This window comes from Sagittula stellata E-37, from assembly GCF_039724765.1.
Classification (GTDB): domain Bacteria; phylum Pseudomonadota; class Alphaproteobacteria; order Rhodobacterales; family Rhodobacteraceae; genus Sagittula; species Sagittula stellata.
In genome coordinates this window covers 2210969-2227519 of record NZ_CP155729.1, presented here as the reverse complement: position 1 = coordinate 2227519, position 16551 = coordinate 2210969, and the positions used below count along the sequence as shown (strand labels likewise).

Below are 16551 nucleotides of genomic sequence, written 5' to 3'. Positions count from 1 at the left end.
ATGAGGATGACATCGAAGGAAACCCTGCAACAGGTCCACCCGGCTGCGCAGATGTATGCGCGCGAATTCAAGGCCGGCCAGCTGGACCGTCGCGAATTCCTGACCCGCGCCACGGCGCTCGGTGTTTCCACGGCGACGGCATATGCGATTGGCGGCCTCGGGAGTCCGGCGCAGGCGGCGGCCCATGCCCAGTCGGGCGGCACGCTGCGAATCCAGCAGGAGGTGCGCCCGCTGAAGGATCCGCGCACTTACGACTGGCCGCAGATCGCCAACGTCTCGCGCGGGTGGCTGGAGTACATGGTGGAATACAACCGGGACGGCACAGTGCGTGGCATGTTGCTGGAAAGCTGGGAAACCAACGACGACGCGACCGAGTACACGCTGCACGTCCGGCCCGGAGTGACCTGGAACAACGGCGACGGCTTCACCTCGGCCGACGTGGTACGGATGTTCGAATACTGGTGCGACAAGACGGTCGAGGGCAACTCCATGGCGGGCCGCATGGCCACACTGATCGACCCGGGCACCTCGAAGATGATCGAAGGCGCGGTGACCGCCACGGACGACTTGACGGTCTCGGTCAAGCTGCCGGCGCCCGACATCGCCATCATCGTCGGTATGGCCGACTATCCGGCGGCGGTCGTGCACAAGAGCCATGACCCCGACACCATGCTGTCCAACCCGATCGGCACCGGCCCCTACCTGCCCGAAAGTCTGGAACTCGGCGAAAATGCGAAGGCCGTGCTGGTCAAGAACACCGATCACGCCTGGTGGGGCGCGGAGGCCGAGGGCTTCGGCGGCGCCTACCTCGACCGGATCGAATTCATCGACTACGGCACCGACCCGGCGTCGTGGATCGCGGCGGCCGAAGCCGAAGAAGTCGACATGCTCTATCAGAACGTGAACGAGTTCATCGAGATCGCCGACGCCATCGGCTGGGAGAAGTCCGAGGTGGTCACGGGCGCGACGGTGGTCCTTCGCTTCAACCAACAGACCCTGGTCGGCGATACCCCTGTCTATGAAAATGCCAAGTTGCGTGAGGCGCTGGTCAAGGCCGTCGACAATTCGATTTGCCTTGAATTGGGCTATGACGATATGGGCATCGTCGCCGCGGACTTCCACGTCGCGCCGGTGCACCCGGAATACGCCGACATCGGTCCAGCCGCATATGCGCCGGACGAGGTGGCCGCGCTGCTGGAAGAAGCCGGGATGGCGGATTTCGAGCACGAGCTGATCTCGCTCGACGACGGGTACACGAAGAATACCGCCGACGCGGCCGCCGCTCAGATGCGGGATGCGGGCATCAACGTGCGCCGAACGGTCCTGCCGGGTTCGACATTCTGGAACGACTGGGCGACGTACCCGTTCTCGACCACCGAGTGGATCCACCGGCCGCTGGGAGTTCAGGTGCTGGCGCTGGCCTACCGCTCCGGCGAGGCATGGAACGAGTCGGGCTATTCCAACCCGGAATTCGACGCCAAGCTGGCCGAAGCCATGTCGATCTCCGATGCGGACACGCGCCGCGAGGTGATGAAGGATGTGGAGACCATCCTGCGCAACGACCACGTCATCATCCAGCCCTATTGGCGGTCGCTCTACCGGCATTTCCGGCCAGGCCTCGTGGGCGCAGAGATGCACCCGTCGTTCGAGATCCACGTCTACAAGCTGGGTCTCGCCGCCTGACGCGACGCCCGATCGGCGATACCCTGCCGAGAGGATGGCCTCTTAGGTCCGCTCGGGCCCCCCCGCGCGGTGCCGGACACCCCCGAAAAAAGGGGCCCGGTACGCCCCTCGGCACCGAAGGCGAGCATCCCTAACACCTTCTGTGCGGCGACAACCTGGCCACGACGTGTTCAGCCGGGTCGTGGCCGGGTCGACTTTCGTCATAGCCATAGCTCTGGCGGCGCTGTTCGCCTTCGCCGCGGCGATCAGGTAATCCCCCCATTTATGCGGGGGCTTAGGCGTAGAATTTACGCGGCCATTCTCAGTTTCTGGGCGGGCGTCATGCCGCCGTTGCCCATGTTGGGGCGCTCGTTGTTGTAGGACCAGAGCCACTCGGTGGCAATCTGCTGCACCTCGTCGATGGTTTCGAAAATGTGGCGGTCCAGCCATTCGTGCCGGACCGTCCGATTGTAGCGCTCGACATAAGCGTTCTGCTGCGGTTTCCCGGGCTGGATATGGGCCAGGGCGATGCCCTTGTGTTCTGCCCATTCCATCAAGGTTCCATTGACGTACTCAGGGCCGTTGTCGACCCTGATCCTCTTCGGAACGCCACGCCATTCGATGATCTGGTTCAGGGCCCGGACAACGCGTTCGGCGGGCAACGAGAAGTCGACCTCAATGCCCAAACCCTCACGGTTGAAATCGTCCAAGACGTTCAGCAGCCGGAACTGGCGCCCATCTCCAAGGCGATCCGCCATGAAGTCCATGGACCAGACCTCATTCGCAGCCTCCGGAACCGCCAGCGCGTCAGGCTTCTCCCGTTTCAGCCGCTTGCGCGGTTTGATCCTGAGGTTCAGCTCCAGTTCGCGGTAGATGCGGTGGACGCGTTTGTGGTTCCAGCCATGACCTTGGACATTCCTCATGTACAGGAAGCATAGGTCGAAGCCCCAGGTCTTCTTCGCCTTCGTCAGCCCAAGCAGCAGGTCGGCGATCTGCTCGTTTTCATCGTCCAGCTTCGGGCTGTACCGATAGCAGGTCTCGCTGACCTCGAAGGCTCGACACGCCAGCGCGATGCTGACGCCCCTTGTTGCCACCGCTTTCTCGGCCAGCGCGCGGCGGTTCGCTGGCCGTGTCACTTTTTTCCCAAGGCCTCCTTGAGCAAGTCGTTCTGCATGCGGACGTCGGCATACATGCGCTTAAGGCGCCGGTTCTCCTCAGCCATGGCCTTCATCTCGCTGATGAGGCTGGCGTCCATCCCGCCATACTTAGCCCGCCATTTGTACAGCGTCGCACTGCTCATCCCGTGCTCGCGGCACAGCTCGGCAGCGGGCACTCCGCCTTCCATCTGGCGCAGCACACCCATGATCTGGGCCTCGGTAAATCGTGTCTTCTTCATCGGAATCTCCTCGTTCATCCTGCCGAGAAAATTCTACTTCCGCATCCCCCTAAGATCGGGGGGGATTACCCCATCGGATAGTCCGGGTTGGCGCATCACGATCAACGAGGGGCGGCGCGAGGAAGCTGTGCGTGACTGAAGCCGGGGAACCGGGGGCCAGCCCCCGGACCCCCGAGGTATTTTTCGCCAAGATGAAGGCCTGATCCGGAGAGGGACGAGGTGACTGTCAGCCACGTATCGATCCCGCGGCCTTTCTATTTCGTTTTTTGTCCGACTTGGAGAGGTCCCGACCGTGATGGATTTCTCGGTCAGGGTGATGCCGGTGGAGGCGGTGGGGCGTGTCGGCGACGCGGGGGGCGGCAAGTCGGCGGTGGCGCCGTTCCATAGTGCGACATCCGATCTATGATGAAAGCGCCGCCGGGCTGCCCGTTCCAGACATGCAGCAGTTGGGACTCCAAGGTCCATGGGGGGCTTGTGCCAGCAGGAAGTGCCACCGTTCAGACTATTGGCCAAGGGATACCAAGTGTGATGCCATCTCTCCGATGCGGAGCTCGCAGGCATGGAGTCGGACGTCACCGTCACCGCGGTGTAAACGGGCTGGCGGTTGCCTTCCGGGCCGCGGATCGAGAAGCGCCGCCACTCCGCGACGGATAGCGCTTTGCGGGCTTCCGGGGTCGGCCACCGGCGAAGTGCGGTCTGCCAGCTCGATGTATCCTTGCCGGCAGCGGTTTCAGGTTTCCTTCGGCTTGGCGTTCGGCAACGGGGGATCCTGTTCCTGTCGTGCGAGGTGAAGAGTGCTCTCCTCCCCGCCATCGTGCGACCTGCGGACATAATACGGGGAAATCGACGAGAGCGCGAGGATCTCGGCCTGCAGGCGCAAGGTGAGGGGCGCGTCGAACCGGCAGTCGACGACGTGATCGCGGACCATACTCATCCGGCCGTCGAAAGGGGCGCATTGTCCGACCTGCAGTCGGAACGGCACACCAGTATCGGCGCCCCCGACCAGCAACGCCTCCATATCACGGGGATGAAAACGGAAACCGCCACGGCCGAGGGTCAGGATCAGGCCGTGCACCTCCGCCTCGCCGAAGGTCAGGATGGCCCCGACACGGCAGGCGCGCCGATTGTGGACCAGCGCAAAGATCCAGCGGATGGCAAGATCGACCCCGAACAAAAGGCCAATGAAGACCACCATGATTGCGAGCACGACGCCTCCGCTGACGACCTTGTTCTCCTCCAGCATCTTCTCGACCTCTTCCCAGTCGATCCGGCCTTCGGTGACGGCGTCGCGGAAAGTTCCGGGACCGTCGGCGTCGCTTTCTTCGCTGATACTGTTGCAGGCAAGGGTCGACTGATGCTCGAACTCCGCCAGCATCGCGCGCAGGTGCCGGGGATCGTAGGGCGCCGCCGCGTAGGAGAGCCGCTCCCCTTCCGCCATCAGTTCCAATGCGATGCCGCTCAATCCGTCAAGACTGTTGCGTTGCAGATCGGTCAGAATGCCGAACTCCGAAAGGTCCGCCATCTGTGTGCTGATACGCTCCGCCAGGAGAGTATCGACCGCTTGCTGTTTCTGCGGCAGGGCGGAGAGCGTGCGGGCCAGTGTGACGAGACCGGCGGGCAAGTTGCATGCTTCGGCCCTGACCGCGCCGGGGGCGAGGCCGATCACGATCATTGCGGCCACGACGAACAGTCGCGCGCAATGCGCGGCGATAACCGTCCGCTTGCCGACCTTCGCGCGGCCCATAGCTTTCTATCCCTTGCCACGGTTGTTCGCATGACAAGGTGACAGCAAAGAAATAACCCGGGATTAAAGTGCGAGCGCGGCGTCGCGCGGAAGGTCCGGGGTCAGCTGCCCCAGATCACCTTCACGTAGTTTTTCGTCTCGCGGTAGGGCGGTACACCCTTGTGCTTTTCGACCGCTCCGGGGCCCGCGTTATAGGCCGCGAGCGCCAACCGCCACGATCCGAACTTGCGGTACTGGATCTTCAGATAGCGCGCCCCACCATCGAGGTTCTCGGCCGGATTGTGCGGGTCCACGCCTAGCGCCTTGGCCGTCGCGGGCATCAGTTGCGCGAGCCCGATGGCCCCCTTGTGGGACAGGGCCTTCGGGTTGAACCGCGATTCCTGCATCACCAGCCGCAGGAACAGGTCCTCTGGGACACCGTGCTTCTGGGCCGCGACCCGCGCGAGAACGGCGTATTCGCCGTTGTAACGGCCCCGGTACTTCGGGACGGTGCCGTTGTCGGCACCTTCGACACCCCACTTAGTGGGCGTCACCACCTTGGGCGGCTGAAGCCGCACGGAACTTTTGTATTGTTGTGCTGCGCGATTGTCCAAGACCCCCGTCTGCGAGGAGAAAAGGTTCGCGCGGTTCTTGGTCGAAAGAATTTCGGCCCCTGCACTTCCGGCTGTGATCGCCAGGAAAATGCCCAGGCCGACTCCCAAGCGTGCCCCCGCCATAGTTCGTCCCTTGTTCGTTGCCGCCGTGTTGTTCTGTTGGTCTTTGCGCGCGACTATACCCAAAAATCGCTCAATCGGAACCCCTGTGGTCCGGTCTGTTTGCCCCCTCTTTGCACCGCGTGTAGAAACGGCAGACATTCGCCGATGCGATTCTAGGTTTCGAGAGGGAGAAACATGGCCGGTTCCGTCAACAAGGTGATCCTCGTGGGCAATCTCGGGCGCGACCCGGAGGTGCGTACCTTCCAGAACGGGGGCAAGGTCTGCAACCTGCGGATCGCCACGTCCGAGAACTGGAAAGACCGCAACACGGGCGAGCGCCGCGAACGCACGGAGTGGCATTCGGTCGCCATCTTCTCCGAACCGCTGGCCCGGATCGCCGAGCAATACCTGCGCAAGGGATCGAAGGTCTACATCGAAGGCCAGTTGGAGACGCGCAAGTGGCAGGACCAGTCCGGTCAGGACCGCTATTCGACCGAGGTCGTCCTGCGCCCCTACCGTGGGGAACTGACCCTTCTCGACGGCCGTGGAGATGGCGGCGGTAGCGGTGGCGGCGGCTCCTACGGCGGTGGCGGCGACAGCTATGGCGGCGGTGGCGACAGCTACGGTGGCGGCGGCGGTGGCTACGACGACCGCGGCGGCTCGGGTCCTTCGCGGGCGCCGTCCCGCGATCTCGACGACGAGATCCCGTTCTGAGGCAAGCCAACGTTCTGCAAACGAAAACCGCCGCACATCCTGCGGCGGTTTCTTTTTTCGGCCCGGTCTATGGCCGCCTGTCAGTCCTGCCGTTCCCCTGCCCCCAGCGGGCGTTCGTCCGGCGCCATGAATCCGCAGCCGACCAGAGCGCCCTCCAGCGCCTCTTCGGCATTGATCAGCGGAAGGCCCATGACCATGCCGCCGCGCTGGCTTTCGATCACCACGCCCTTGCCGCCGCGCATCGCGCGGATCAGCGGTTCCTCCGGGACGACCGTCGCCGTGACGCCGTTGGTGATCGTGCGGAACGTCTTTTCGAACGTCTGGCCGTCCACGGTCAGGTAGAAGGTCTGCTGACCCGGCGGCGTCCCGGGGATCAGGAGGTCGCTGATCCCGCCCTGCTGGCAGAAGTAGTACAGCCCCGACTGCCCGTTCTGCGTGTCGATCCCCGCCCAGAGGATCGCACCATCCTGGATCGCCCCGCCGTTCCACGTCGGGATATGCGTCGAGGGCTGGACGTGGTTGGCATTGCACAGGCGCCGGATGCAGGCGTGGTAGCTGGGGGTGTCCCCCTCGCTTGCAAGGCAGTTGCCCATGCAGGAATTGGTCTGTGCCACCGCCCCGCCGGACAGTATCGCCAGCGCCACGGATAACGCCGCTGCAAAAGACTTCATTCAAATGCCCTCCAGAAAAACGCCTTAGGAATTACGGCCACAGCCCCCGAGTCGGCGCAACCCTTGTTCGGCGGCAAGGCTTGGCCTATGTCTGCCCCTCGCAATCACCCTCAGGAACCAGACCCATGCCCATCCGCCTGCCCTCGGACCTTCCCGCCTTCGACGTGCTCACGCGCGAGGGCGTCATGGTCATGTCCGAGGAACAGGCGGCGCGGCAGGACATCCGCCCGCTGCGGATCGGGCTTCTGAACCTGATGCCGAAGAAGATCCAGACGGAGAACCAGTTCGCCCGCCTGATCGGCGCGACGCCTCTGCAGATCGACTTCCAGCTCATCCGCATGACGGAGCACCAGACCAAGAACACCGCGGCCGAGCACATGGAGGCGTTCTATCGCCCCTTCGCCGAGGTGGCCGACTCGGGCGAAAAGCTGGACGGTCTGATCATCACCGGCGCCCCAATCGAACACCTCCCGTTCGAAGAGGTCACCTACTGGGAGGAGCTGACCCAGGTCTTCGACTGGACCCAGACCCATGTGCATTCCACCTTTGGCGTGTGCTGGGGCGGGATGGCGATGATCTACCATTTTCACGGCGTGCCCAAGCACATGCTGGATGCCAAGGCCTTCGGTGCGGTTCGTCACATCAACCAGGCCCCGACGTCGCCCTACCTGAACGGGTTTTCCGACGACATGGTCATCCCCGTCTCCCGGTGGACAGAGATGAACCGCGGCGAAATCGCTGCCGCCGGCCTGCCCATCCTGATCGACAGCGAGACGACCGGTCCCTGCCTTGTCGAGGACCCGGCGCATCGCGCGATCTACATCTTCAACCACCTGGAATACGATTCCGGCACCCTGAAGGAAGAGTACGACCGCGACGTCGCCGCCGGGAAGCCGATCAATGTGCCTGCGAATTACTATCCCGGCGACGATCCCACAAAGCCACCGCAGAACCGCTGGCGCAGCCACGCGCATCTCCTTTACGGCAACTGGATCAACCAGATCTACCAGTCCACACCTTACGAGCTGACCTCCATCGGGTCATGAGCGACACGACGGAGGGAAGGTGAAACCGCTGATGTGGGCTGCTTACGTTCTGGCTTTCGCTGCGGCGGCGTGGGGGCTGAGCCATCTGCGCGCCGGTCTGCGCGAGCGCGCGGCAGGAGCCGCCTTTCCGCCGTCCGGCCGATTCGTCGAGGTCGGCACCACGCGTGTGCACTACGTGACAAGGGGCGAAGGCCCCGACGTGGTCCTGATCCACGGCATGTCGGGCAACCTGCGCGACATGACCTTTTCGCTGGTCGACCGGCTGGCGAAGGACTTCCGCGTCACAGCCTTCGACCGGCCCGGCATGGGCTACACCGACCGGCTGCATGACGGCGGTGAAACCATCGTCGAGCAGGCCGCGCTGCTCTCTGCCGCGAGCCGGGCGCTGGGACTGGAGAAGCCGGTGCTGATGGGGCAGAGCTATGGTGGATCCGTCGCGCTGGCATGGGCCGTGGAATTCCCCGAGACGATCTCTGCCCTCGTGCTGACGGCCAGCCCGTCCCACCCGTGGGACGGCGGCATGTCGTGGCTCTACAAGGTGAACTCCCATCCGATCCTTGGGCCGCTCGCCATCCCGTTCGAGGCAGCTTGGGTTCCGTCCGGCTACGTACAGGGCGCGGTGGAATCCGTCTTCGACCCGCAGGACATGCCCCCCGGCTACGACAGCCACATTGGCGCCCCCTTGACTATCCGCCGCGCGGCGCTCAGGACAAATGCCCTGCACCGCGCAGGTCTGCTCGATCAGATCGCCGAGCTGGAACCGCGCTATGATGTTCTATCGTCCATGCCGGTGGAGCTGGTCCATGGGACCGCCGATAAGACGGTCGGCCTGCACATCCACTCCGAACCGCTGGCGGAGCGGTTGCCCCATGCACGGCTCACTGTGCTGGATGGCATCGGACACATGCCGCATCACGTCCGTGAAGGAGCCGTGGTCGAAGCGATCCGGCGCGCGCTTGAACGCGCCGGGAAGCGAGACTAGGGCTGACCTCAGCCCGCGTTGATCGCATCCTCGGCCAGTTGCACCACATCCGACGGCGCTCGAAGGTATTTGCCCGTCTCGCTCTCGTTCAACACGATCACCCGCGCGCCGTTCTTCACCTGCTCTGCAAGATGGATGATGTCCTGGTTGAACAGCCGGATGCAGCCCGACGAAACCGCGTGCCCGATGGACGCGGGGCTGCGCGTGCCATGAATACGGTAGAGCGTATCCTTGCCGTTCCGGTAGAGGTACAGGGCGCGGGCGCCGAGCGGATTGTCCAGCCCGCCCTCCATGCCGTCCTTGAACTGGTTGTAGACCTCGGGCTCGCGCCGGATCATGTTCTGCGTCGGCGTCCATGTCGGCCAGTCGCGCTGATAGGCCACTTTCGCCTCGCCCTGGAAAGCGCGCCCCGCGGCGCCGACCGCCACCGTATACTGCATCGCCCGATCGTTGCCCTGAATGTGATACAGTTTGGTGGCCACCGGATCGACGATGATCGTGCCGGCCGGATACGGCGCGTAGTAGTCGACAAGCTGGCGCTTCTTTTCCTCGCTAAGGTACTTCTCCGGTACGGCAGGTATCGTCATGCCGTTGTCCTGCGTCGACATGTACATCGAGCGCGTCGCGGGCCGAAGCGGACGCTTGCGCGGCGGCTCCGGCGGCAGAACCTCGACTTCGGCCAGATACCCGTTCTCTGTCATCGCCACGTTGGGTGTCGGCTGTGGCTGGACCTGCGAACCGTCCGAAACCGGCGGAAGCGGACGTGCACAGGCCGCGACAAGCGAGAGAAGTACCAGTCCGGCGACCGGTTTGGGGACGTATGTCATCAGGGGATGCCTTTCCAGTAGTCTTCGCAAGGCAAACGGTTGTTCTGGCTGGATTGTTCCGACGGGCAGGCGCAGTTTGCCATCCTCGACCCGGAAAGCCATAATCACGGCAGCGAAACGGATGGAAATCATGCCTCAAGACCTGCCTTTCGACGGTGCCATATCACGATACGCCGAAAACGATGCACCAAAGGACGTGCAGGCGTCCATTTCATCGGCGGACAAGAAAGATATTCTGGATGCGGGCTATCCCTACGCCGAGCAGATGTCCGGCAAGGATTACGACAAAGAGCTTGAGGCGCTGCAGATCGAACTGGTCAAGATGCAGGCATGGGCCAAGCAGGAAGGCCATCGCATCGCCATGGTCTTCGAAGGCCGCGATGCTGCTGGCAAGGGCGGCACCATCGCTCGGTTCCGCATGAACCTGAATCCGCGCGGCGCCCGTGTCGTTGCTCTGCCCAAACCGACCGACCGGGAGGCGACGCAATGGTACTTCCAACGCTACGTCGACCACCTGCCCGCCGCCGGCGAGATCGTGTTCTTCGACCGTTCCTGGTACAATCGCGGCGTCGTGGAACATGTCTTCGGGTTCTGTACCGCCCAACAGAGGGAGCATTTCTTTTCACAGGTGCCGGACTTCGAGAAGATGCTGGTCGACGAAGGCATCCACCTCTTCAAGATCTGGTTGAACGTAGGCCGCGCCGAACAGCTCCGCCGGTTTCTGAAACGCGAATCCGATCCGTTGAAGCAATGGAAACTGAGCCGGATCGACGTCGAAGGCCTCAGCCGGTGGGATGCCTATTCCGCCGCAATCCAAGAGACGCTGCATCGAACGCATACCGCCAGCGCGCCTTGGACGATCATCAGGTCCGACGATAAGAAACGCGCTCGCCTGTCCGCCATCCGTCATGTGCTGACGCATCTCGACTATTCCAGGAAGGACCAGCAGGCGCTTGGCCATCCGGACCCGGCGATTTGCGGTGGACCCGACCTCTGGGACGCCTGAACCCTTTCCCTGCCGCCCTGCGCAGGCTAAGTCCCTGAGAAACGGAGGTGTCCCCGGAACATGGGCAAACGCGGCTACCATCATGGCAACCTGCGGCAGGCGCTGGTCGAAGCGGCCCTGCAACTGATCGAAGAAAAGGGCCCGACCGGCTTCACCCTTTCGGAGGCGGCCAAGCAGGCCGGGGTCACACCCGCGGCCGTCTACCGCCATTTCGCGGGCCGCGAAGACCTGATCGCCGAGGCCGCGCGCCAGGGCTACGAGATATTCGCCGACGTGATGCAATACGCCTACGACAAGGGTCAGCCGTCCGCGCTGTCGGCGTTCGAGGCGACGGGCCGCGCCTACCTTGCGTTCGCTAGGCGGTATCCGGGACACTACATCGCGATGTTCGAAAGCGGCGTGTCCGTGAACCACTCTCCGGAACTGGCGCAGATCTCGGCCCGCGCGCGGGGCGTCCTGGAACGCGCCGCCGCCGAACTGTCACAACATATCCCGCCGGAAAAACGCCCGCCGCCGCAGATGTTCTCTGCCCATATCTGGGCCTTGTCACACGGTGTCGTCGAACTGTTCGCCCGAAACTCGCCGGGCACACAGTCCCCCTTCCCCCCCGAGGACCTTCTGGAAAGCGGCATCGGCGTGTATCTTCGTGGCCTGGGCCTCTTGCCGCCGGACAACTGACCTGAAACCCCTGATCGCCCGACACTGCCGGAGGACGCCATGACCCCGATATTCTACCTCGGCCTCGGTGGCCAGAAATGCGGCTCTACCTGGATACAGGCCTATCTGGCGCGGCAATCAGGTTCGGATTTCGGGCGTTTGGGGGAATATCAGATCTGGGAGCACACCTTGGGCGGCGTCTTTGCCCGCTACAAGGTTGCGGCGCGTTCCCCTGTTGAACGACTGCGCGCCAAGGCCAAGACAGGCGTCGGCGCATCGGAGCCGGCCCAACATCTGCGCTGGCGTCTGCAATCGGACCCAGACGCGTATTTCGACTACTTCGCCCGGCTGCTCGACCGTCCCGGCACCGTGCGGACCGGCGACATCAGCCCGTCTTACGCAGCCCTGCCGCCCGAGACTCTGACCCGGATCAGGGACGGTTTCGATCGGCGTGGAATCGCAGTCAAGGTTCTATTTTCAATGCGCGATCCCGTGGATCGCATCCGGTCGCACATGCGCATGGAAATGGCCAAGGGCCGCCTGCCATCCTCCGAAGACAACACCGAGCCGCTTCTTGCCTTCTACGCCGGCGCAGAGGCGGAGGCACGCACACGTTACGACCGGACAATGGCCGCCATCTCGCAGGTTTTCGAATCGCGGGACAGCCATCTCTGCCTGTTCGAAGAGCTGTTCACGCCGAAGGGAATCGCCGCACTGGCCGAGTTTGCCCACGTGCCGGTCGACGCGGATGCCGGCGGTCAGGCGGTCAATGCGCGGGCCAAGGGCAGCGGCGTGCCGGAGGAGGTGCTGGCCGAGATCGCGGCGCACTATCGCCCGGTCTACGAAACCGTGGCCGTCCGTTTTCCGCAAATCGCGACGCTGTGGCCGTCGGCGAAATACGCGCTTACCACCGCATGAGGCCCGCCGCGACGAGTTGCTCTGGCCCCTCGTAGGCCACTGAATTCCCGTCGAGAAACCCATCGTCCACACCGGCCATCTTATCGAGAAGTTCCGCGTAGTACCGGTACTTGGCAGCCCCGTTGGCATGCGCCCCCCACGCCGTCGCCCGGGCGATCTTTTCGGCGAATTGCGCGGTGAAAACGAAATGCGCCACGCACAGCAGGACATCCGATGACGGCGGCTGATTGGCGTAGTGCGAACCGGTCAGTCTTGTCTGTGCATCCCGCCGCACCAGCGGCGTCTTGTGCCGAGCGGACTTCTGGAACCGCTGCGCTTTCTTGGCCCTGGACGACATCCAGACCCGTTGCCAGCCGCTTCGAACCACTTTGGGTTCGACAGAGAAGGCATTGAAAAGGCGCGTTGTCTTCGCCTTCCCGACAAGCCTTGGCTGGGCGCCGGGAATGAGATCGACCAGCTTTTCCGCCTCGAAGTACGGATAGGCCGCGAACAATCCGTTCAGGGTCTGAGGAACGGCGCCGCTGAGGCCGGAGACGGAGGCCGGGAAGTACTCGACCACCGAGGCCACGACTGATGGCGCGCCTTCGCGGTTCAGCCGTGCCACGACCTCCGAGATGGCAGTCACACCGGGCGGCAGCAGCAGAAACTCGTCCGCGTCGACATAACCCACGTATGCTCCGTCAAAGAACAGGTGCGGCAGCGCGATCTTGAAATAGGTGCCGACGCGGTCTTCCCTCTCGACGCCATCCGGGTCCCGGTACAGCACGGCATCCCCGAACCCCAGTTCGGATTGCATGACGACCACGTCGTCCTGCGCCGACAGGTATTCGAACGACCCATCGTCCGAGGCGTCGTCCCAGATCAGGAACTGATCGAATCCGATGGACCGGTGATGGGCCAGCCACGCGGGCAGGAAGGCCATCTCGTTCTTCATCGTGGAAAACAATGTGAGACGGGACGGATCGACCGTCCCGTGTACGACACGCGCAAGATCCCCGGCGTCTTCTATCGTCACCTTCAACATGCGCCGAGGCTTACCCCACCCCGCGCGACGCGGGAAGCAGCAAAAAGGGCGACCCAAGGGGCCGCCCTTTGCATTGTCCACAAGGTGCGTGACGCACCCGGCAAGAAACTTAACGCTTCGAGAACTGGAACGAGCGGCGCGCCTTGCGCTTACCGAACTTCTTACGTTCCACCACACGGCTGTCACGGGTCAGGAAGCCGGCGGCCTTCAGTGCGGACCGCAGTTCCGGGTTGTAGAGCTGCAGCGCCTTGGAGATGCCGTGCTTGACCGCACCGGCCTGACCGGTTAGGCCGCCGCCCTTCACGGTGGCCATCACATCGAATTCGCCTTCGACGCCGGCAACCTGGAACGGCTGGCGGAGGATCAGCTGAAGCACAGGGCGCGCGAAGTACACGTCCTGGTCCTTGCCGTTCACAATAACCTTGCCGGAACCGGGCTTGATCCAGACGCGTGCGACAGCGTCCTTCCGCTTGCCGGTGGCGTAGGAGCGGCCGAGTTCATCGCGAACCGGCTCACGCGGGGCTTCTTCGACGCCCTGGACTGCACCGATATCGTCGGTCACGGCCTTGGCGAGGTCATCAAGAGAGTTGATCTGTTCAGCCATGATTACACCCGGGTGTTCTTGGAGTTCTTGGTCTTGACGTCCAGAACTTCGGGGTTCTGGGCATCGTGCGGGTGCTCCGCGCCTGCATAAACACGCAGGTTGGTCATCAGCTGGCGCGACAGGCGGTTGCCCGGAAGCATGCGCTTGACGGCCTGAAACACGACGCGCTCGGGGTGTGCGCCCTCAAGGATCTGTGCCTTCGTGCGGGACTTGATGCCGCCCGGGTGGCCGGTGTGCCAGTAGAAGTTCTCTTCGCGCTTCTTGCCGGTCAGCTGGACCTTGTCGGCGTTCACGATGATGACGTTGTCACCCATGTCCATGTGGGGGGTGAAGGACGGCTTGTGCTTGCCGCGCAGCCGTGTGGCGACGATCGCAGCGAGGCGACCGAGAACGATGCCTTCGGCGTCGATCACGATCCACTTCTTGTCGATGTCTGCCGGAGTTGCAGAGAAGGTTTTCATGTGTGTCGTCCGTTTCGATAGAGAAGGGCCGAGGTGACCCCCGGCCCGAAATTCGATGGAAGGTTCATAAAGCCGCCCCCGAGTCACGTCAAGCGCGCTTTGTCCTATTTTTCAATTATAAATCAATGTCTTAGAATTACGGTATCTATTTACCCCATAAAATCGCGACGATCTAGCCGCCAGCATTGCCGCAGCCCCCTTTTGCCCGCCAAAACAAGCTCTGCCGTTGTCACCAGCCGTGCGCCCAGCTTGGCCGTGGCGCGTTGGGATCGCACGTTGTCCGGGTCGATGTGCAGCCACACGTGGTCCTGCCGTTCGAAAGCCCATCCCAGCATCAGCGCCTTCAGTTCCCGGTTGGCCGCACCGCCCCAAGCCTCGCACACGAGGAAGGTGGAGCCGATGGCGATGCCACCCGGCGTCTCCGGCGGTTCATAGAAGCGTGAACAGCCAATGACCTGCCCGCCGTCTCGTTTGCGCACGACGAACGCCCCGCCGGAGGCCAGGAGGTGGTCGAAATAGCTGGTGAAGGCCGCATGTTCATGGCGGTTGCTGGCCGGGTGCCCCGCCCAGATCCCCGGATCGGAGGCTGCCTTGAACAGCTCGTCACGATCCGCCTCGGTCAGCGACCGCAGTTCCAGCGTTGCGCCGACGATACGGGTCGGCAGGTCCGCGACCCAGGTCATACGGTCATCCGTTCGGGCGGGTTATCCAGCATGTCCCGCAGACGCGAGATTGCCGTTTCGAAGGTCTTGAGCGACAGTTGGGCGTTCACGCCGATCCGCACGGCGTGGGGCACAAATCCGTCGCGTGGGACAAATTCCTCTGCCGCGCGGATGCGCACGCCCTGCGCCTCGGCTGCCTGCGCAAAGGATCCCGCGCGCCAGCCCTGCGGAAGTCTCAACCAGAGGAATGGCACCTGTTCGTTCCAGGTCAGGTCATATCGCCCGAGCACGTTGACGGCGACACGGACGTAACGGGCGATCTCTTCGCGGGCGCGGATCGTTACCTCGTAGGTCTCGTCCCGCTGCAACAGATCCTCTACCAGCATGGCCAAGGGTTCTGACAGCCCGAAGAACCCGTGTTCCGCCGTCTGTCGCAACCGCCGCGCCTGCGACGGCGGGGCGACGACGAACCCGATCCTCAGGCTGGGCGCCAGCGTCTTCGACAGCGAGTTCACGTACCAGCCGAGATCCGGCAGCAGCGCGCGGTAGGTCGGCGCGCGCGACGGGCCCAGCCGGTAGCAGTCATCTTCCAGCACGTTCAACCCGTGGCGCGCGGCAACCTTCGCGATTTCGGCCCTGCGCTCGGGCGGCGTGAACAATCCCGTCGGATTGTGCACTTCGGCACTGGTACAAAGCACCTGCGCATCGTGCTTCTTGCACAGTTCATCGAGCGCAGAGGGGATCAATCCGTACGAGTCCATCGGCACCGGCACAACCTCCGCCCGCGCCAATTGTGCCGCGCGGCGGAAGCCGGGGTAAAAGACCTCCTCTACCAGCACCACCGGTGACGGTCCGCGCAACACGGCCTGCATCACCAGCGACACGCCGGACTGACCGCCATGCGACAGGACGATCTGGTCCTCGTCCGCAGGCCCCAGAACCGCATCGGACAACCAGCGCAACACAGCCCTGCGGGCCGGCGCGTAGGCTTCGGCAGAGGGATAGTCCATCAGCGAATGGCGCGGTTTGTCGGCGAGCCGGCGCATGCCGTCGCTGATCAGGGCCACCTGCCCCACGTCCGGCGGCCGCGAATAAAAAAGGTTGATGTTGTCAGGCGTCGTCTCGTCGAAGCTCAGCAGCGGACCGGGCGGTTGCGGCCGTGTCCGGTCGGCGACAAAGGTGCCACGACCGACCTCGGCCACGAGAAGGCCCTCGTCCGTCAGGATGGTGTAGGCACGCGCGACCGTACCGGGGGTGATCTTCAGTTGCCAGGCGAGTTCGCGGACAGGGGGCAGCCGGTCACCGACACCGAGATCGCCCTGCGCAATCGCGTCTTTCAGTGCGCCCGCTACGGCCCGATACTTGGGACCTGCATCCTGCAACCCATAGAGATCTGAAATTGTATCCATCACAATAATTGTCTCGACCCTCATGAAAGCGCATTGTATCAATAAAAATACCAAATACAGGTACTTTGTGTCA

General features: G+C 63.4%; 17 protein-coding genes. 7 read left to right on the top strand and 10 right to left on the bottom strand.

The annotated features are described in order from the left end of the window. The first annotated feature begins 6 nt into the window (after positions 1–6). Positions 7–1683: an ABC transporter substrate-binding protein gene (locus tag ABFK29_RS10610; RefSeq protein WP_040604372.1), complete on the top strand. Its 1677-nt coding sequence runs from the start codon at positions 7–9 to the stop codon at positions 1681–1683. 287 nt (positions 1684–1970) lie between these two features. On the opposite strand, the gene ABFK29_RS10605 is transcribed toward ABFK29_RS10610, so the two are convergent. From ABFK29_RS10605 to ABFK29_RS10595, 3 genes are all read right to left on the bottom strand, one after another. Further along, positions 1971–3058 (bottom strand): IS3 family transposase gene (locus ABFK29_RS10605; protein ID WP_085983416.1). Its coding sequence is split into 2 segments (ribosomal slippage): positions 1971–2812 and positions 2812–3058, totalling 1089 coding nucleotides; the frame shifts between segments, so codons are not numbered across the junction. Between the two features lie 730 nt (positions 3059–3788). Next, complete coding sequence (locus ABFK29_RS10600) at positions 3789–4802, bottom strand: preprotein translocase subunit SecE (RefSeq protein ID WP_005857762.1); 1014 nt, start codon at positions 4800–4802, stop codon at positions 3789–3791. Positions 4803–4903: 101 nt separating this feature from the next. Next, positions 4904–5518: a lytic transglycosylase domain-containing protein gene (locus ABFK29_RS10595; protein ID WP_040604371.1), complete on the bottom strand. Its 615-nt coding sequence runs from the start codon at positions 5516–5518 to the stop codon at positions 4904–4906. Positions 5519–5692: 174 nt separating this feature from the next. On the opposite strand from ABFK29_RS10595, the gene ssb reads away from it, so the two are divergent. Beyond that, positions 5693–6211, top strand: coding sequence for a single-stranded DNA-binding protein (gene ssb, locus ABFK29_RS10590; protein WP_005857758.1), 519 nt, complete (start codon positions 5693–5695; stop codon positions 6209–6211). Between the two features lie 80 nt (positions 6212–6291). Here ssb and ABFK29_RS10585 read toward each other — a convergent pair whose 3' ends face one another. Beyond that, positions 6292–6882 (bottom strand): hypothetical protein, encoded by a 591-nt coding sequence (locus ABFK29_RS10585; protein ID WP_005857756.1) that lies wholly within the window; start codon positions 6880–6882, stop codon positions 6292–6294. A gap of 125 nt (positions 6883–7007) precedes the next feature. Here ABFK29_RS10585 and ABFK29_RS10580 point away from each other — a divergent pair, with 125 nt between their 5' ends. Continuing rightward, entirely contained in the window at positions 7008–7928 is a 921-nt protein-coding gene (locus ABFK29_RS10580; protein ID WP_005857751.1) for a homoserine O-succinyltransferase, read from the top strand. Between the two features lie 19 nt (positions 7929–7947). Continuing rightward, positions 7948–8910 carry an alpha/beta fold hydrolase gene (locus ABFK29_RS10575; protein ID WP_005857749.1) on the top strand — a complete coding sequence of 321 codons (963 nt, stop codon included), beginning with the start codon at positions 7948–7950 and terminating at the stop codon, positions 8908–8910. Between the two features lie 8 nt (positions 8911–8918). Here ABFK29_RS10575 and ABFK29_RS10570 read toward each other — a convergent pair whose 3' ends face one another. Then, positions 8919–9737, bottom strand: coding sequence for a L,D-transpeptidase (locus ABFK29_RS10570; protein WP_005857747.1), 819 nt, complete (start codon positions 9735–9737; stop codon positions 8919–8921). Positions 9738–9858: 121 nt separating this feature from the next. Here ABFK29_RS10570 and ppk2 point away from each other — a divergent pair, with 121 nt between their 5' ends. From ppk2 to ABFK29_RS10555, 3 genes are read left to right on the top strand one after another with little or no spacing between them, the layout of a single operon-like run. Continuing rightward, positions 9859–10743, top strand: coding sequence for a polyphosphate kinase 2 (gene ppk2 / locus ABFK29_RS10565; protein WP_005857745.1), 885 nt, complete (start codon positions 9859–9861; stop codon positions 10741–10743). Positions 10744–10803: 60 nt separating this feature from the next. After that, the gene (locus ABFK29_RS10560; RefSeq protein WP_005857743.1) at positions 10804–11421 is read left to right on the top strand and encodes a TetR/AcrR family transcriptional regulator; all 618 of its coding nucleotides are present in this window, start codon (positions 10804–10806) and stop codon (positions 11419–11421) included. Positions 11422–11460: 39 nt separating this feature from the next. Next, on the top strand, positions 11461–12318 hold the full coding sequence (locus ABFK29_RS10555) for a sulfotransferase family protein (protein ID WP_005857741.1): 858 nt from the start codon (positions 11461–11463) through the stop codon (positions 12316–12318). On the opposite strand, the gene ABFK29_RS10550 is transcribed toward ABFK29_RS10555, so the two are convergent. From ABFK29_RS10550 to ABFK29_RS10530, 5 genes are all read right to left on the bottom strand, one after another. Beyond that, complete coding sequence (locus tag ABFK29_RS10550; RefSeq protein WP_005857739.1) at positions 12305–13342, bottom strand: glycosyltransferase family 2 protein; 1038 nt, start codon at positions 13340–13342, stop codon at positions 12305–12307. The two genes, ABFK29_RS10555 and ABFK29_RS10550, sit on opposite strands and share 14 nt — an antisense overlap. Before the next feature lie 109 nt (positions 13343–13451). Continuing rightward, positions 13452–13946 carry a 30S ribosomal protein S9 gene (gene rpsI, locus ABFK29_RS10545; RefSeq protein ID WP_005857737.1) on the bottom strand — a complete coding sequence of 165 codons (495 nt, stop codon included), beginning with the start codon at positions 13944–13946 and terminating at the stop codon, positions 13452–13454. Positions 13947–13948: 2 nt separating this feature from the next. After that, positions 13949–14407 (bottom strand): 50S ribosomal protein L13, encoded by a 459-nt coding sequence (rplM, locus tag ABFK29_RS10540; RefSeq protein ID WP_005857735.1) that lies wholly within the window; start codon positions 14405–14407, stop codon positions 13949–13951. A gap of 149 nt (positions 14408–14556) precedes the next feature. Continuing rightward, the gene (locus tag ABFK29_RS10535) at positions 14557–15090 is read right to left on the bottom strand and encodes a GNAT family N-acetyltransferase (RefSeq protein ID WP_005857732.1); all 534 of its coding nucleotides are present in this window, start codon (positions 15088–15090) and stop codon (positions 14557–14559) included. Beyond that, a complete protein-coding gene (locus ABFK29_RS10530) occupies positions 15087–16478 on the bottom strand; it encodes a PLP-dependent aminotransferase family protein (protein ID WP_005857730.1) in 1392 nt (463 codons plus the stop codon). Before ABFK29_RS10530 ends, ABFK29_RS10535 begins: the two co-directional genes overlap by 4 nt. Positions 16479–16551: the final 73 nt, after the last annotated feature.

Bases quoted from the DNA above. Each gene is read 5' to 3' on its own strand.
- ABFK29_RS10610 (WP_040604372.1), top strand. From the start codon at position 7: ATGACATCGAAGGAAACCCTGCAACAGGTCCACCCGGCTGCGCAGATG.
- ABFK29_RS10600 (WP_005857762.1), bottom strand. From the start codon at position 4,802: ATGGGCCGCGCGAAGGTCGGCAAGCGGACGGTTATCGCCGCGCATTGC.
- ABFK29_RS10595 (WP_040604371.1), bottom strand. From the start codon at position 5,518: ATGGCGGGGGCACGCTTGGGAGTCGGCCTGGGCATTTTCCTGGCGATC.
- ssb (WP_005857758.1), top strand. From the start codon at position 5,693: ATGGCCGGTTCCGTCAACAAGGTGATCCTCGTGGGCAATCTCGGGCGC.
- ABFK29_RS10585 (WP_005857756.1), bottom strand. From the start codon at position 6,882: ATGAAGTCTTTTGCAGCGGCGTTATCCGTGGCGCTGGCGATACTGTCC.
- ABFK29_RS10580 (WP_005857751.1), top strand. From the start codon at position 7,008: ATGCCCATCCGCCTGCCCTCGGACCTTCCCGCCTTCGACGTGCTCACG.
- ABFK29_RS10570 (WP_005857747.1), bottom strand. From the start codon at position 9,737: ATGACATACGTCCCCAAACCGGTCGCCGGACTGGTACTTCTCTCGCTT.
- ppk2 (WP_005857745.1), top strand. From the start codon at position 9,859: ATGGAAATCATGCCTCAAGACCTGCCTTTCGACGGTGCCATATCACGA.
- ABFK29_RS10560 (WP_005857743.1), top strand. From the start codon at position 10,804: ATGGGCAAACGCGGCTACCATCATGGCAACCTGCGGCAGGCGCTGGTC.
- ABFK29_RS10555 (WP_005857741.1), top strand. From the start codon at position 11,461: ATGACCCCGATATTCTACCTCGGCCTCGGTGGCCAGAAATGCGGCTCT.
- ABFK29_RS10550 (WP_005857739.1), bottom strand. From the start codon at position 13,342: ATGTTGAAGGTGACGATAGAAGACGCCGGGGATCTTGCGCGTGTCGTA.
- rpsI (WP_005857737.1), bottom strand. From the start codon at position 13,946: ATGGCTGAACAGATCAACTCTCTTGATGACCTCGCCAAGGCCGTGACC.
- rplM (WP_005857735.1), bottom strand. From the start codon at position 14,407: ATGAAAACCTTCTCTGCAACTCCGGCAGACATCGACAAGAAGTGGATC.
- ABFK29_RS10535 (WP_005857732.1), bottom strand. From the start codon at position 15,090: ATGACCTGGGTCGCGGACCTGCCGACCCGTATCGTCGGCGCAACGCTG.
- ABFK29_RS10530 (WP_005857730.1), bottom strand. From the start codon at position 16,478: ATGGATACAATTTCAGATCTCTATGGGTTGCAGGATGCAGGTCCCAAG.